14 protein-coding genes are annotated in these 15,920 nt (G+C 63.8%); 3 read left to right on the top strand and 11 right to left on the bottom strand.

Annotated elements, in window-relative coordinates:
* Positions 1–3: 3 nt before the first annotated feature.
* Positions 4–831 carry an amino acid kinase family protein gene (locus ABID59_RS16210; protein WP_354035040.1) on the top strand — a complete coding sequence of 276 codons (828 nt, stop codon included), beginning with the start codon at positions 4–6 and terminating at the stop codon, positions 829–831.
* Positions 832–901: 70 nt separating this feature from the next.
* Here ABID59_RS16210 and ABID59_RS16215 read toward each other — a convergent pair whose 3' ends face one another.
* From ABID59_RS16215 to ABID59_RS16240, 6 genes are all read right to left on the bottom strand, one after another.
* Positions 902–1,831: an aspartyl/asparaginyl beta-hydroxylase domain-containing protein gene (locus tag ABID59_RS16215; protein ID WP_148751266.1), complete on the bottom strand. Its 930-nt coding sequence runs from the start codon at positions 1,829–1,831 to the stop codon at positions 902–904.
* A 144-nt stretch (positions 1,832–1,975) separates the two neighbouring features.
* Positions 1,976–2,131 carry a hypothetical protein gene (locus tag ABID59_RS16220; protein WP_187434840.1) on the bottom strand — a complete coding sequence of 52 codons (156 nt, stop codon included), beginning with the start codon at positions 2,129–2,131 and terminating at the stop codon, positions 1,976–1,978.
* A 193-nt stretch (positions 2,132–2,324) separates the two neighbouring features.
* Complete coding sequence (locus tag ABID59_RS16225) at positions 2,325–3,785, bottom strand: flavin-containing monooxygenase (protein WP_354084008.1); 1,461 nt, start codon at positions 3,783–3,785, stop codon at positions 2,325–2,327.
* Between the two features lie 160 nt (positions 3,786–3,945).
* Positions 3,946–5,367 carry an adenosylhomocysteinase gene (ahcY, locus tag ABID59_RS16230; protein ID WP_148751264.1) on the bottom strand — a complete coding sequence of 474 codons (1,422 nt, stop codon included), beginning with the start codon at positions 5,365–5,367 and terminating at the stop codon, positions 3,946–3,948.
* Between the two features lie 123 nt (positions 5,368–5,490).
* Positions 5,491–6,687, bottom strand: a complete 1,197-nt coding sequence (gene metK, locus ABID59_RS16235) for a methionine adenosyltransferase (RefSeq protein ID WP_148751263.1) — start codon at positions 6,685–6,687, stop codon at positions 5,491–5,493.
* A 59-nt stretch (positions 6,688–6,746) separates the two neighbouring features.
* Complete coding sequence (locus ABID59_RS16240; RefSeq protein WP_148751560.1) at positions 6,747–8,102, bottom strand: hypothetical protein; 1,356 nt, start codon at positions 8,100–8,102, stop codon at positions 6,747–6,749.
* 191 nt (positions 8,103–8,293) lie between these two features.
* On the opposite strand from ABID59_RS16240, the gene ABID59_RS16245 reads away from it, so the two are divergent.
* Both ABID59_RS16245 and ABID59_RS16250 read left to right on the top strand, forming a co-directional pair.
* A complete protein-coding gene (locus tag ABID59_RS16245; protein WP_354084009.1) occupies positions 8,294–9,382 on the top strand; it encodes an aspartyl protease family protein in 1,089 nt (362 codons plus the stop codon).
* Positions 9,383–9,480: 98 nt separating this feature from the next.
* Positions 9,481–11,199, top strand: a complete 1,719-nt coding sequence (locus tag ABID59_RS16250) for a caspase family protein (RefSeq protein WP_354084010.1) — start codon at positions 9,481–9,483, stop codon at positions 11,197–11,199.
* Positions 11,200–11,367: 168 nt separating this feature from the next.
* On the opposite strand, the gene ABID59_RS16255 is transcribed toward ABID59_RS16250, so the two are convergent.
* The 5 genes from ABID59_RS16255 to ABID59_RS16275 are packed head-to-tail and all read right to left on the bottom strand — an operon-like array spanning position 11,368 to position 15,875.
* Entirely contained in the window at positions 11,368–12,486 is a 1,119-nt protein-coding gene (locus tag ABID59_RS16255; RefSeq protein ID WP_354084011.1) for a cobalamin-independent methionine synthase II family protein, read from the bottom strand.
* Positions 12,487–12,507: 21 nt separating this feature from the next.
* The gene (locus ABID59_RS16260) at positions 12,508–13,224 is read right to left on the bottom strand and encodes an ABC transporter ATP-binding protein (RefSeq protein WP_354084012.1); all 717 of its coding nucleotides are present in this window, start codon (positions 13,222–13,224) and stop codon (positions 12,508–12,510) included.
* Complete coding sequence (locus ABID59_RS16265; protein ID WP_354084013.1) at positions 13,217–13,972, bottom strand: ABC transporter ATP-binding protein; 756 nt, start codon at positions 13,970–13,972, stop codon at positions 13,217–13,219. The genes ABID59_RS16260 and ABID59_RS16265 overlap by 8 nt, the downstream gene beginning before the upstream one ends.
* Positions 13,969–14,997 carry a branched-chain amino acid ABC transporter permease gene (locus ABID59_RS16270; RefSeq protein ID WP_354084014.1) on the bottom strand — a complete coding sequence of 343 codons (1,029 nt, stop codon included), beginning with the start codon at positions 14,995–14,997 and terminating at the stop codon, positions 13,969–13,971. The genes ABID59_RS16265 and ABID59_RS16270 overlap by 4 nt, the downstream gene beginning before the upstream one ends.
* An 8-nt stretch (positions 14,998–15,005) precedes the next feature.
* Entirely contained in the window at positions 15,006–15,875 is an 870-nt protein-coding gene (locus ABID59_RS16275; RefSeq protein WP_354084015.1) for a branched-chain amino acid ABC transporter permease, read from the bottom strand.
* Positions 15,876–15,920 lie beyond the last annotated feature (45 nt).

Genomic DNA, 15,920 nt, shown 5'->3' on the forward strand with positions numbered 1-15,920 from the left:
GTTATGGCTGACACCAACCAGATCAAGCACGTCGCCTCGCCGCTCGCCCGCCAGACCCTTCTGGACAGCGATCTCACCCGTCCCGTCGCCGGCAATCGTCCGATCAAGCTGCTGCCCTGGCTGCAGGTCATCAAGATCGGCGGCCGCATCATGGATCGCGGTCATGAGGCGATCCTGCCGCTCGTCGATGAATTGCGATCGCTGCTGCCCGAGCATCGCCTGCTGATCCTGACCGGCGCGGGCATCCGTGCCCGCCATCTCTACAGCGTCGGTCTCGACCTCGGCCTGCCGGTCGGCTCGCTCGCGCCGCTCGCCGCCAGCGAGGCCGGCCAGAACGGCCATATCCTGGCGAGCCTGCTTGCACCCGAGGGCGTCTCCTATGTCGAGCATCCGACCATTGCGAGCCAGCTCGCGATCCACCTCGCGGCGGCGCGCGCGGTCGTCGGCAGCGCCTTCCCGCCCTACCACCATCACGAATTCCCGACCTCGCGCATCCCGCTGCATCGCGCCGACACCGGCGCCTTCCTGCTCGCCGATGCGCTTGGGGCCGCCGGCCTCACGATCGTGGAGGACGTCGACGGCGTCTACACCAATGATCCCAATGGCGCTGATGGCAAAACGGCCGAGCTGCTGAAAGAAACCAGCTTCGCCGAACTCGCGAAGCTGAAGGGCACGCTGCCGTTCGATCCTGCGTTGCTCGAGGTGATGGCAAATGCACGGCACATCGCGCGCGTGCAGGTGGTCAACGGCCTCGTGCCCGGCCGGATCAGCGCGGCACTGCGCGGGCAGCATGTGGGCTCGACCATTCAGACAGGCGCTAAGACTGCCTGATTGCGGCTGGAGCGTATCCACAAACAGAAAGCCCTGGAGATCGCTCCGGGGCTTTTTGATTCCGAGATCGTCACCGCAGCGCTGACAGCACAATCAGGCCGAGGATCAACGCCGTCAGCGAATATTTCAGCGTGTAGTAGACGTTACGGTTCCACTCCTTGATCTTGCGGCTGCCGAGATGGATCTCGTAGAGCTTGCCGAACACCTTGTTGAGCACGCCGACGCTCTCGCCGTCGACGTTCTGGGTTGCCGATGCCTTGACGATGCGATGGCTAACCCAGCGGTTGATCGCGGTCATGAAGCCGTACTTCATCGGACGCTCGACGTCGCAGAACAGGATGATGCGGTTGACGTCAGTCGCGTTCTCCGCGCTGTGAATAAAAGTCTCGTCGAACATGAAGGCCTCGCCGTCACGCCAGACGCATTCGACGCCGTCGACCAGGATGCGGCACTTGTTCGAGTTCGGCGTCACCAGGCCGAGGTGGTAGCGCAGCGAGCCCGCGAAGGGATCGCGGTGCGCGCCGAGCTTGCCGCCCGGCGGCAGCATCGCGAACATCGCGCCATGCACGCTCGGAATCGAATTGAGCAGCTCCACCGTCTTCGGGCACAGCGTGCGCGCCGAGGGCAGGAAGTCGTCGTACCATTTCAGGTAGAAGCGTTTCCAGCCGCTTTTGAAGAACGAATAGAAGCCCCAATCGTTGTTCTTCGCTGCCGCGCGGATAAAACCTTCGTCGAACAGGCGGACGGCCTCGTCGCGGATGGTCTCCCAGTTCTCGCTGAGCGGCTTCAGTTCGGGAAACTGCTCGACGGAGATGACGGGCTTGTTCGGCACGGCCGAGCCTGCATACATCAGCACATTGTAGGGCGCGAGATAGGTCGAGTGATCGCCGAGCTGGCGCGCAAAGCGCAGCCGCTGCTTGCCACGGAAGTGAACGTAAATCGTCGAGGCCGCGAGCACATACAAAATGACAAGTTGCGGCGCAAAAAGCTGCTTTAGCATTCCCCAAGTTCCCGAGTGACACAACCGGGGACGTGATCTAACGCGACCCAGCCCGAGCGGCAAGATATTCACCGCTGGGTTGCGGTCACTCTGGGGAGAACATCCGAGGAGAGATCGGGCCGAAGCGGACCGAAACGAGCCGAATCAAGCCCGCGCCAGCGCCTGGAGACCCTTGAAGGTCAGGCGCTTGGGGTCGGTGACGCCGGCGAGATAGAGCCGGCGGATAAAGGCGACGACGGCATCGCGGTCGCAATCGGTCAGCGCGACGACGGCGTCGACCGCGATCTTCTGGGCTTCCATTGGGCTCACCTCGGCCTTGCAAGTAACCCCGGCCGAGACAGGCTAGGACTCATCCGTTAATCCGGCGTTAACTGTTCGGAACCATCCCCGATTCAGCCGGGCGGCCGTATACGCAAAACAACGCATTGGCAGCCGCGACGCGACAACTCAGCGAGCTCACTCCGCGCAAGGCATAGAAGCGGCGGCGGCGTGATCAGGAATATCGCATCACGCCGTCGTCGATCCTGCCGAACCGCAGCGACACGATGTCGAAGGCGTAGTTCTGGTACAGCCGCCACGGCTGCTTCGAGCCCTGCTTCGGCATCTTCGCGACCGAGCGCTGGACATAGCCAGAGGTGAAATCGAGCGACGGCTGCGCGGTGATCTCGGGGTCGTCATTGTGCGGCATGCACTGACGGAAATTGTGCCGGTCCATATAGTTGATGAGACGGCAGACATATTCGCAGGTGAGATCGCATTTCAGCGTCCAGGACGCGTTGGTGTAACCGAAGGCCGAAGCCATGTTCGGCACGTCGGCATACATCATGCCCTTATAGGTCAGCGTGCTCGCGAAATCGACGGCGCGGCCATCGACGCTGATCTCGAGGCCGCCGACGACCTGGAGCACCAGGCCCGTCGCCGTCACGATGATGTCGGCCGCAAGCTCGCTGCCGTCCTTCAGGCGGATGCCGTCGCGGGTAAAGGTGTCGATCTCATTGGTGACCACGGCGGCGCGCTTTTCGCGGATCGCCTTGAAAAGATCGCCGTCGGGCACGAGGCAGAGCCGCTGGTCCCAGGGGTTGTAGCGCGGCGTGAAATGCGTGGCGATGTCGTAGTCCGGCCCGAGCGCCATACGCACGCCCCCGAGGATCAGGTTCTTCACCTTGTCCGGCCGCCGCCGGCTGAGCTGGAAGAAGAACATCCCCCACATCACGTTGCGCCAGCGGATCAGGTGATAGGCCAGCCGCGCCGGCAAATTGCGGCGCAATTTGTTGGCGACGGGATCCTGCGCCGGGCGCGACACCACATAAGTCGGCGAGCGCTGCAGCATGGTGACCTGCGCCGCGGTCTTGGCGAGCTCCGGCACCAGCGTCACCGCGGTCGCGCCGGAGCCGATCACGACGACGCGCTTGCCCGCGTAGTCGATGTCCTCGGTCCATTTCTGCGGATGCACGATGCGGCCGACAAAATCCGCGACGCCATTGAACTCCGGCGTATAGCCCGCCTCGTATTTGTAGTAGCCCGAGCACATGAACAGGAAATTGCAGGTGAAGCGCACGAGCTCGGTCGCGCCCTCCCCTGCGGTACGCTCGACCTCGACGGTCCAGCGCGCTTCCTGCGTCGACCATGCCGCGCGCTTGACGCGATGGCGGAAGCGGACGTGCGCCTCAATGCCGTTCTCGGTTGCGGTCTCGCGCACATAGTTCAGGATCTGCGGCCCGCCGGCGATCGCCTTCGGATCGGTCCACGGCTTGAAGGAATAGCCGAGCGTGAACATGTCGCTGTCGGAGCGGATGCCGGGATAGCGAAACAGGTCCCAGGTGCCGCCGATGCAGTCGCGCCCCTCCAGGATGACGTAGCTCTTACCCGGGCACTTGGTCTGAAGATGATAGCCCGCGCCGACACCGGACAGGCCGGCACCGACGATCAGCACGTCGAAATGCTCTTGTTGCATGGTTTCCTCCGCCCGCGGTGATAGTCCGCCCGTCGCTGCTGGCCGTCAATCGCCAAACAGCCGTGCAGCGACTGCAAAGCGAGTTGAATTCCATGCGCCGAAACAACAAAGCCCCGGATCGCTCCAGGGCTTTGCGTCGATGATCGATGTGATCTGCGGATCAGTAGCGGTAGTGATCGCTCTTGTACGGACCTTCCTGCTTCACGCCGATATAGTCGGCCTGGTCCTTGCGGAGCTCGGTGAGCTTGACGCCGATCTTTGCGAGATGCAGTCGCGCGACCTTCTCGTCGAGCGTCTTCGGCAGCACGTAGACTTCCTTCTTGTACTTGCCGTCCTTGTTGTTGGCGAACAACTCAATCTGCGCCAGCGTCTGGTTGGTGAAGGACGCCGACATCACGAAGGACGGATGGCCCATCGCGTTGCCTAGGTTCACGAGCCGGCCTTCCGACAGCATGATGATGCGGTGCTTGTCGGGGAACTCGATCTCGTCGACCTGCGGCTTGATGTTGGTCCACTTCAGATTGCGCAGAGACGCGATCTGGATCTCGTTGTCGAAGTGACCGATGTTGCAGACGATGGCGCGATCCTTCATCGCGCGCATGTGCTCGATGGTGATGATGTCCTTGTTGCCGGTCGCGGTGACGAAGATGTCGGCGCGGGGCGCGGCGTCTTCCATGGTGGTGACTTCATAACCCTCCATCGACGCCTGCAGCGCGCAGATCGGATCGACTTCCGACACCATCACGCGGCAGCCGGCCTGGCGCAGCGAAGCCGCCGAACCCTTGCCCACGTCGCCGAAGCCCGCGACCATCGCGACCTTGCCCGACATCATCACGTCGGTGCCGCGGCGGATGCCGTCGACCAGCGATTCACGGCAGCCATAGAGATTGTCGAACTTCGACTTGGTGACGCTGTCGTTGACGTTGATGGCGGGCCACAGCAGCGTGCCGGCCTTCTGCATGTCATAGAGACGATGCACGCCCGTGGTGGTCTCTTCGGAGACGCCCTTGATGCTCTTGGCGATCTCGGCGAAGTAGCCCTTCGGCTTTTCCTTGAGCTGCTTCTTCAAAAGCGCGAAGAAGACTTCCTCTTCCTCCGAAGCCGGCTTGTCCAGGAACGCGGTGTCGCCGTTCTCGGCGCGCAGGCCGAGATGGACATACATGGTGGCGTCGCCGCCGTCGTCGAGGATCATGTTCGGGTGACCGCCGCCGTGCCAGTCGAACAGTTTTGCGGTGTAGTCCCAGTATTCGGTCAGCGTCTCGCCCTTGACCGCAAACACTGGAATGCCGGCGGCTGCGATCGCAGCCGCAGCGTGGTCCTGCGTCGAATAGATGTTGCAGGAGACCCAGCGAATGTCGGCGCCGAGGGCTGCCAGCGTCTCGATCAGCACGCCGGTCTGGATCGTCATGTGCAGGGAGCCTGCGATACGCGCGCCCTTCAGCGGCTGCTTCGGGCCATACTCTTCGCGGGTGGCCATCAGGCCGGGCATCTCGGTCTCGGCCAGCGAGAGCTCCTTGCGGCCGAACTCGGCGAGCGAGATGTCCTTGACGATGTAATCGGTGAAGCCGGGCTTCGCGTTCATAGGGGGTTCCTGTTTGTTGGGCTCGTCATTCCGGGGCGCTCGTGAAACGAGCGAACCCGGAATCCGGAGGTTCGAGATTCCGGGTTCGCCGCTGTCGCGGCGCCCCGGAATGACACAATTGAACTAGACCGCGCGCTTGAGCGCCTCGACGAGATCGGTCTTCTCCCAGGAGAAGCCGCCCTCGTTGTCCGGCGTGCGGCCGAAATGGCCATAGGCCGAGGTGCGCGCGTAGATCGGGCGGTTGAGATCGAGATGGCTGCGGATGCCGCGCGGGGTCAGGTCCATCGCCTTGGCGGCGGCCTTCTCGAGCTGGTCCTCCGACACCTTACCGGTGCCGTGGGTATCGATGTAGATCGACAGCGGACGCGCCACGCCGATCGCGTAGGCGAGCTGCAGCGTGCAGCGATCGGCAAGGCCGGCCGCGACGATGTTCTTGGCGACGTAGCGCGCCGCGTAAGCCGCGGAGCGGTCGACCTTGGTCGGATCCTTGCCGGAGAACGCGCCGCCGCCATGCGGGGCCGCGCCACCATAGGTGTCGACGATGATCTTGCGGCCGGTCAGGCCGGAGTCACCATCGGGACCGCCGATGTAGAACTTGCCGGTGGGGTTGATGTGCCAGATCGTCTTCGGCGTGATCCAGTCCTTCGGCAGCGCCTCGCGCACATAGGGCTCGACGATGTCGCGGATCTGCTTCGACGAGATGTCCTCGACCAGATGCTGGTGCGACACCACGATCTCGCGCACGCCGACCGGCTTGCCGTTCTCGTACTGCACGGTGACCTGGCTCTTGGAATCCGGGCCCAGCACCTTCTCCCTGCCGGAATGACGGGCTTCGGAGATGAGACGCAGGATCTTGTGGGCGTAGAAGATCGGCGCCGGCATCAGGTCGGGCGTCTCATTGGTGGCGTAGCCGAACATGATGCCCTGGTCGCCAGCGCCCTCTTCCTTGACTTCGCCCGGCTGCAGCGCGTCGACGCCCTGCGCGATGTCGGCCGACTGCGGGTGCAGCAGGATCTCGATGTCCGCCTTCTGCCAGTGGAAGCCGTCCTGCTCGTAACCGATGTCCTTGATCGCGTCGCGCACGACGCTCTCGATCTGCTCGTTGGTGACGGACTTCGGACCGCGGGTCTCACCGGCGATCACGACCTTGTTGGTGGTGGCCAGCGTCTCGCAGGCCGCGCGGATAGCCCACGGATCGATGCCGGCCTTGGGCCCTTCCCGGTAGAACAGGTCGACGATTTCATCGGAAATCCGGTCACAGACCTTGTCCGGATGGCCCTCGGACACGGACTCGCTGGTGAAAAGATAGGACGCGCGCATCAGTAACCCCTTGTTCCGCCGCTTCAGGCGGAGTTTGCGATGTTTACCCTTGGATTATGTCAATCACGCCGGCGCGAGATGACGTAGGATTCGTCGAGAAACCAGAGCCCGTTGTACTTTCGCAGCACATCCCTGGCGGCATCCAGAGTGCGGCCGTTTTGAGTCATATCTGTCAACCGGTCGTCCTCAATCTGAGCGACATACACCGCCGCATTCCACGCTGCAAAGGCCGTCGAGGTTCCGATGGTACCCGTCACCTCGTTGGGCAGCGCTTCCATATCATACCTGAAGATCGAACGGTTGTCCGCGTAAGCATTAAAATTTAAGTCGCGGCCCAACGACCCCAGCTCATACTTAACGGCGCGCAATAGCTCATGACGGCTCACCGAGAAAGGATTTTCTCCGGGCCAGATCGCCTGGATCATTTCCATGCCGGGATCGTGACCGTGGGAGTGGATACCGATCAGGCGGCCGCCCGGCCGCAGCGCCCGCGCCAGCGGTGCAATGATCCGCTTGGCCCGGAAATTGACTGAGGACAGCGCGCGGTATGGCTGGGATGCGATCACGAGGTCGAAATTGGCCTCAGTCTGGCCCGGTCGCGGAATGGTCGAATCCAGCAGGAACCGCTGGTCCTCGCGGTAGAGCACCAGCACGACCGGCCGCTCATACAGCGGCATCGCCGTGCGCGGGCTGATCGCGGCACGCCAGTTCTGCTCCAGGAACGGTCGAAGCTCGGCGATCTGCTGCTCGAACTCGCCTGATGAGGCGCCCCGCAGCGGAACCTCGTGCCAGACGGTGGCCGCCGCTGCCGCAGGCGACGCCGGCGTGAGCCAGGGCGCCTCCGAGTAGAACATGTTGGTGAAGACGAAAACCGACGCCGGATGCTCGAAAATGCGGTCCGGCACCTTCTCCAGCGTCAGGCGCAGATCCTCGAGACTGAGCTCCTTGCCGGCCACATAGAACGGCATGTGCGGGTAGCGCTGGTGCGTGGCGCGCAGCACTCGCGCCAGCACCGTGCCATCACCGACACCGGCATCGAAGATGCGGAGGGCGGGCGGCCGAGGATGGATGCTGGCGAGCTCCAGCGCGACACGCTCCGCAACCACCCGCTTCTCGCTGCAGGTGTGGACGAACAGCAGATACTTCTGCCGGTTCTCGAAGAAGCGGAAATTGCCGCGCGGATCGCGCTTTTCCGGGGGCACCTGGAGCCCCCGCGGCGGCGGCAGGCCGCCCGTCGTGGACGCGGCGATATAGGCCTGGATCCGTTCCAGCGTGTCGATGGTGATGCGCTTGCCCTCGCGCAGCCGCTGCACGAGCTTCCCATCGTTCACCGCACGCCGGCCAAACGTCGATTCCGCCATGTCCGCCTTGCGGCAGAACTCGGTGATTTGGCTCAGGATTTCGTCGTTTTTCATGTGTGGGACAGTGGTGGGCAGAAAAGTTGGGACCCGCCTCCTAGCAAATTCTGCCCACTCAGGGAATACCCTCTGGAATTGCTCCCCCCTCATTGGCAGGCCAACCAGATCCTTGGGGGCACTCCCATCGTGCGTTTGGCCGCGCCTACACTTACCGGTATACATTGCGAACGGGATGTTCGGGGCAGGGTATGTTCAGGTTGTTTTGGCTCGTCGCCTGTCTGCTGGCGGCATTATCGGGCGGCGCACGCGCAGGTTATCTGGACGAGAATCCCGACGAATTATTCGCGTCAGTCTATGAGAGGATCGGCGTCCTGCCCGTCGCAGCCGCGCGCGACCCATTTGTCTGGCTGCGCCTGGAAGAGTTGAAGCGCGAGCCGTGTGACCAGAAAAGCATCAGTGATCTCGCGCTCATGCTGGACAAGCTCGGCTACCGGCGACAGGCCGCTGACGGGCTCTACAAGTTCGTCATGAATTGTGGCGCGCCGATCACCGCGCTGCACCGCTCGATCGACATCTATCTCAAGCTCACGGACTATCCCAGAGCCGCGGAGGTCGCCGACGAGTTCATGCGGCGCGCACCGACCAATCGCGACGCACACTACTTGCGCGGCGTCGCGCTTGATGGCCTGCAAGACTACCACCGTGCGCTGGCCGACTATTCCGATGCCATCGAGCTCTATGGCACGGACAAGAAATCGATCTCGAGCCGTGTCTTCCTGCGCATGGCAGGCGCCTATGCGGCTCTTAAACAGTTCTGCGAGGCAACAGCGCCGATCAGTCTATGGGTTGCGCTCGATCCGGCCACCCGCGATACCAGCCAGACCCGGAAGATCATCGCCGACTACGAAAGCCAGGGCAACTGCGTCGCTTCGACAGGATTACGCAAAGAAAGCTTCCCCCTACGCGGGGGGAAGGACATCGTCACGGTGAAGGCTGCGATCAACGGCGTCTCCGGACTGTTCGTCCTCGATACCGGCGCGAGCTACGTGTCCGTGAAGTCCACTTTTGCCAGCCGCGCCAAGATCCCCGACGCCGGCACCAGTGAGATCACGCTCATAACGGCCAACGGCCAGAGCGAAGCGAAACTATCCCGAGCCGACAAGGTTGCGCTCGGCAAGCTGGAAGCGATCAACGTGCCCGTGGCGATCCAGACGACGGATGACAAGAGCTACGGCGCCGGCATCGATGGCCTGCTCGGCATGAGCTTCCTGTCACGGTTCGAAGTTCAAATGGCCGGCGGCTTCATCGAGGTCCGCACCCGCCAACCGAAGAAGTAAGCCTGCCCCCGCAATCGCAGAATCTGAACCGACGATCCCCTGGGACCGACAAAAGGGTCACGTCCTCCTTCTGCTATATCGTCAGCATCCGAGGCTCCATGCGCCGCCTGCTCGTCGCGCTCTCCCTTCTCTTGGCGCCCCTGTGGTCGGCGCCTTGCTCCGCCCAGGCGCGCAGCCAGCTCGGACCGCTCTGCACCACCGAGACCACGCCGGCGGGCCAGATGGTCGACGCCTGCAGCAAGATCATCGCGCTGAAGGTTTTCAAGGGTGAGCAGCTCGCGACCGTCTATTTCTGGCGCGCGGTGGGCTGGAACAGGAAGGGCGACTACGCCCGTGTCATTGCCGACACCACCGAAGCGATCCGGCTGCAGCCGAGCCAGGCGGTCTACAGCTTGCGGGGCTCGGCCTATTACGACAAGGGCGACTATGACATCGCGATCGCGGATTTCGACGACGCACTGAAGCTCGGGCCGCCTGATGGCATCATCTTCCACAACCGCGGCAATGCCTGGCGCGGCAAGGGCGACTACGCCAAGGCGATCGCCGATTACGACATGTCGATCAAGGCCGATCCGAGATCGGCGTTCTCGTTCCAGAACCGCGGCATCGCGAAGGGGGCGCTGGGCGAGCTCGACGGCGCGCTCTCCGACATCAACCAGGCAATCCGGCTCGATCCGACGCTGCCGCAGCCGCTGATCAACCGCACCGCGATCTGGCGCGCGAAGAACGATCTCGATCGCGCGATTGCCGACGGCAGCGAGGCGATCCGGCTCGCGAAAGAGAAGCCGCCGGTCAACATCATGACACCGCCGAACAGCGTGCTGATCTCCGCCTACACCCATCGCGCGCTGGCCTATGAGGCCAAGGGCGACTACGCGCGTGCGAAAGACGACTACAACGCAACGCTCGCGATCGTGGCCTCGGACGCCGGCAGCAAGGCCAATCAGGCCACCGCAAAAGTGCGGCTGTCGCTGGTGACGGACCCAGCCGTGCCGATCCCGCGCGATGCGCCCGCCCCGTCAGGACAACAGCAGACCACGCCCACGCAGCAGCAGGGTAACGCCGCGCCTGCGCCCTCGCCTGTTCCCGCAACGCCAGGCAAGCGCATGGCGCTCGTTATCGGCAATGGCGCCTACGCGCATGTGAGGGCACTGCCCAATCCGCCCAACGATGCGCGCGCCGTCGCCAAGAGCCTGCGTGACATCGGCTTCGTTGTATCGGAGGGCGTCGATCTCGACCGAGCCGCGATGCAGAAGATGACGCGCGACTTCCTGCGCGAGGCGGCGCGGGCGCAGGTCGCAATCGTCTACTATGCCGGTCACGGCGTGCAGGTCGACGGTCGCAACTACCTCATTCCCGTTGACGTCGAGCTCAAGCCCGGTGTGAGCATGACCGAGGCGATGATCGACATGGACACGATCATGGCTGGCCTCGACGACCAGGTTCGTACCAACATCCTGATCTTCGATGCCTGCCGCAACAATCCGATGGTGCAGCAGGTCGCAAGCACCGGCAGCAGTCGCGGCATCGAGGGGACGCCAGGCCTCGCAGCTCCGTCGAGCCTCGGGTCCGGCGCGACGTTAGGGGCCGGCACGCTGATCGCGTTCGCGACCGCACCGGGCCAGGTGGCGCTCGACGGTGAAGGTGCCAATTCGCCATTCTCAGCGGCGCTGTCCCGCCACATCGGCACGCCGGGGCTGGAAGTGCAGCAGATGCTGACGCGCGTGCGGGCCGAGGTGGTCTCGGGGACGAAAAACAAGCAGGTGCCGTGGTCGAACTCGTCGCTGCTGGGCGAGGTCTATCTGGCGGAGAAGTGAGGGCAGCGGGTTCGTTGCCTGCGGTGACGCGAAGTACTCTCCGCCCTCAGTGGTCATCGCCCGGCTTGACCGGGCGATCCAGTATTCCGAGAGGTCCGTGGTTCATCGAGAAGCCGCGGCGTGCTGGATTCCCCGCCTTCGCGGGGAATGACAGCGCGGTGTGGAGACTTACTGGCCCCACACTTCCTTCGCGATCTCCACAGCAAGGCTAAGCTTGGCCCACTGCTCCTCCTCGGAGAGGATGTTGCCCTCTTCCGTCGAGGCAAAGCCGCACTGCGGCGACAGCGCGAGCTGCTCCAGCGGGGCGAACTTGGAGGCTTCTTCCAGACGACGCTTGATATCGTCCTTCTTCTCGAGCTCGCCGAACTTCGACGTGATGACGCCGACCACGACGACCTTGTTGCCCTTGGGCAGGAAGCGCAGCGGCTCGAAGCCGCCGGCGCGGTCGCTGTCGTATTCCAGGAAGTAGCCGTCGTAATTGGTGCCGGCCAGCATGGTCTCGGCCACCGGCTCGTAACCGCCCGAAGAAATCCAGGTCGAGCGGAAATTGCCCCGGCAGACATGCGTGGTCACCACCATGTCGGCGGGCTTCTCGGCCAGCGCGTAATTGATGATGCGTGCGTAGATCTGCTGGAGGCCTTCCGGATTGTCGCCGCGCTCGCGCGCCTTCTGCAACTCGTCCTGCGAGCAGAGATAGGCCCAGACGGTGTCGTCGAACTGGAGATAGCGGCAGCCGGCGTCGTAGAACGCCTTGACGGCCTTGCGGTAGGTCTTGCCGAGGTCCTCGTAGAAAGCGTCGAGATCCGGATAGACGTCCTTGGAGATCGCCTTGCGGCCGCCACGGAAGTGAAGCACGGCTGGCGAGGGGATCGTCATCTTGGCGGTGACGTGGGCCTGGTCGGCGGACTTCTTCAGGAAGCGGAAGTGATCCAGCATCGGATGGCCGTCCGGGAAATCGAGCTTGCCGATCACGCGGACCGCGTCATGCCGCGTCTCGACGCCTGCGAACTGGATGCCCGTGTCCGGATGAAACATTTCGCAGCCCGTGAGCTTGGCCAGGAAATCGAAATGCCACCAGGAGCGGCGGAATTCGCCGTCGGTCGCGAGCTTCAGGCCGACCGAGGCCTGCTTGTGCACGACCTTCTCGATCTCCATGTCCTCGATCTTGCGCAGATCGTCGGGCGAAATCTCGCCCTTCTCGAGCTTCGCGCGGGCTTCCTTGATCTTGGCGGGACGCAGGAGGCTGCCGACCTCGTCGGCGCGGAAGGGGGCTTTGGTTCGCTGCATTCTTGAACTCCCGAGGATTTTCTAGTGGGCCGCCGCCCCTGCGACGCCGAGGTGGCGCTCCAGGACCGACGGGTCGGCCTTCAGCGCGGCGCTCGGGGCGTCGTGGACGATCGTTCCGCGCTCCAATATCACAACACGGTCGGCGAGCCCCAGAATCTTTTGGGCGTTCTGCTCGACAATGATCGAGCAGATGCCGCCGGCCCGGGTGATGGTCCCGATCGCCTTCAGAAGCTCCTCGACGATGATGGGGGCCAGCCCCTCGGTCGGCTCGTCGAGCAGCAGGACTTTTGGGTTGAGGGTCAGCGCACGGCCGATCGCCAGCATCTGCTGCTCGCCGCCGGAGAGCTGGTTGCCGAAGTTGCTCCGCCGCTCCTTCAGCCGCGGGAACATCTCGTAGACCTTCGCGACGGTCCAGGGACCGGGCTGCGCCACCGCGGTCATGTTCTCCTCCACCGTCAGCGAGCGGAAGATGTTGCGCTCCTGCGGCACCCAGCCAATGCCGGCGCGCGCCCGCTGGTCCGGCCGCATGGTCGTGACGTCGGTGCCGCCGAGGGTGACGTTGCCGGAGAAACGGCGGGTGACGCCGACGATAGAGTTGATCAGCGTGGTCTTGCCGGTGCCGTTACGCCCGAGCAGCGCCAGCACCTGTCCCTCGGCAAGGCACAGGGACATGTTGGGCAGCACCACCGCCTCGCCATAGCCGGCGCGAAGTGAATCGATTGCGAGCAGGTCAGACATTGACCGCCTCCTCGCCGAGATAGACCGCCTTCACCTGCGGATCGCGCGCGACCTGGTCGGGCGCACCTTCAGTCAGCAGCGCACCGGAGACCAGCACCGAGATGCGGTCGGCAAAGGAGAACACGAGGTCCATGTCGTGCTCGATCAGCAGCACGGTGACGTCGCGCGGCAGGCTGCCTACAACGGCGAGAATGTCGTGGCGCTCGCTCTCCGGCACGCCGGCGGCGGGCTCGTCCAGCAGCAGCACGCGCGGCTTGGCGGCGATCGCGACCGCGATCTCGAGCAGGCGCTGCTTGCCGTAGGGCAGCGTCACGGTCTCTTCGTTCATGACATCGAGCAGATGGAAACGCGTCAGGAGATCGGCGATCTCGTCATTGACGTCGTTGCGCGTGCCCATCCGCCGCCACCAGTCGCCGCCATGGCCGAGGCGTTCGGAGACGGCAAGGCCGATGGTCTCGAGCGGGGTGAGATCAGGATAGAGCTGATTGATCTGGAAGGTGCGCGACAGGCCGCGCAGCACGCGCCTGTGCACCGGGAGATCGGTGATGTCCTGGCCTTCGAGCAGGATGCGGCCGGAGTTAGGCTTGAGCACGCCGGTGAGCTGGTTGATGACAGTGGTCTTGCCGGCGCCGTTCGGACCGATCAGCGCATGGCGGGCGCCCTGCTCGATCTTCAGCGACAGGTCGCGGGTGACGCGCAGGCCGCCAAACGTCTTTTCGAGATTCCGGGTTTCGAGCGCGATGGTCATGCGTCGCTCTCCGGTACAGCGACGACGGCCTTGCGTCCGGCGACCTGCTTGATGATCAGGTTCGGCACATAGAGTACCCAGCGATGCAGGCGCTGGCGGCCGACCAGCACGATCACGACCAGCACGAGGCCGATCCAGAACTGCCAATATTGCGGCGTGATCGTGGAGAACACTTCCTGGAGCATGCGGAAGATCACCGCGCCGATAAGCCCGCCATAGAGATAGCCGGTGCCGCCGATGACGAGCACCAGCATCAGATCGGCCGAGCGCTCGAAGGCGAAGACGTCGAGGGAAGCGATCGCGGTGGTCTGCGTGAACAGGGCGCCGGCGATGCCTGCATAGAACGCCGCGAGCGTATAGATCGCGATTAGGCGGCGGTTGACGGGGATGCCAATGGCCGCGGCGCGGAGCGGATTGTTCTTGATCGCACGCAGCGACAGGCCGAACGGCGAATGCACGATGCGGCGGGCGAGGAGGAACAGCGCGAACAGCACGGCTAGTGAATAGAAGAAGCCGGCCTTGCCGAACATGTCGAACGGAATCTCGCCGAAGATCGGCTGCATCTCGATTCCTTGCAAGCCGTCAGTGCCGCCGGTGATGTTGGAGAAGCGCTCGGCGAGCGCCTCCAGCAGCAGCGCGATGCCGAGCGTTACCATCAGCCGGGTCAGGTCGACGCCGCGGATCACCAGGAAGCTGGTGGCGAAGCCGAGCACCATCGCGGCGAGGCCTGCGGCAATCAGCGCCAGCGCCGGCTCGTTGATGATGCCATGCAGCGCCAGCAAGCCGGCAGCATAGGCGCCGACGCCGAAGAAGGCGGCGTGACCGAGCGAGACGATTCCCGCATAGCCAAGGACGAGATCGAGCGACATCGCAAACAGCGCCAGCCGCAGAATGTCGGTCATGATCAGATAGCGCGTGGGGAACAGAAAGCCGCAAGCGAGCACGACGAGCCAGAAGGCGGCCTCGCCATAGTGCCAGCGCGCCCGCCGCTGGGCGTGATAACCGACGTCGGAAGAAGCGTTCATCGGCAAACTCAACGCGCAGCCGTGCGGCCGAACAGTCCGTTCGGGCGCCAGATCAGGATCACGATCATCATGGTGTAGATCACGAAGGGTCCCATCTTCGGCACGTAATATTTGCCGGCGACGTCGCCGATGCCGAGCAGGAGCGAGGCCAAAAACGGTCCGGTGATCGAGGACGAGCCGCCGACGGTGACCACGATCAGGAAGTAGATCATGAACTTCAGCGGGAAATACGGATCGAGGCCGAGGATCTCGGCGCTCAGCGCACCGCCGAGACCTGCGAGCCCGCATCCAAAAGCAAAGGTTAAGGCGAACACCTGCGGCACGTTGATGCCGAGGCCGCTCGCGGCGCGGGGATCATCGACGGCGGCGCGAAGCCGGCTGCCGAAGCGGGTCCTGGCCAGCACCATCTGCAGACCAATGGTGAGCAGGCCGCAGATCACGATGATCATCAGCCGGTAACGGCCGATGCCGACGCCGAACACGTCGAACTGGCCCTGCAGCGCGGCCGGCAGATTGATGAAGACCCGTGACGAGCCCTGGATGTAGTCGACGGCCGCAACCGACATGAACGTCAGTCCGATCGTGAACAGCACCTGGTCGAGATGACTGCGGGCGTAGAGATGGCGATAGAGCGTACGCTCGAGCGCAATTCCGATCGCGGCCGCGGAGACAAAGGCGAGCGGCAGCGCGGCGAAGAACGGCCACCCCATCCTGTTGACCAGCACCATGCAGACATAGCCGCCGGCCATGGCGAAGGCGCCATGGGCGAGGTTGACGAAGTTCATCAGGCCGAGCGTGACCGCAAGCCCGCAGGCCAGCACGAACAGCAGCATGCCGTAGGCAACGCCATCGAACAGGTTGGTGAGGATTGAGGTCATCGAGCGTCGAGCGATCCTGGTAGACGTTCGTCACTCCGGGGCAGC

The organism is Bradyrhizobium sp. S3.3.6 (genome assembly GCF_040546905.1).
Lineage (GTDB): Bacteria > Pseudomonadota > Alphaproteobacteria > Rhizobiales > Xanthobacteraceae > Bradyrhizobium > Bradyrhizobium cytisi.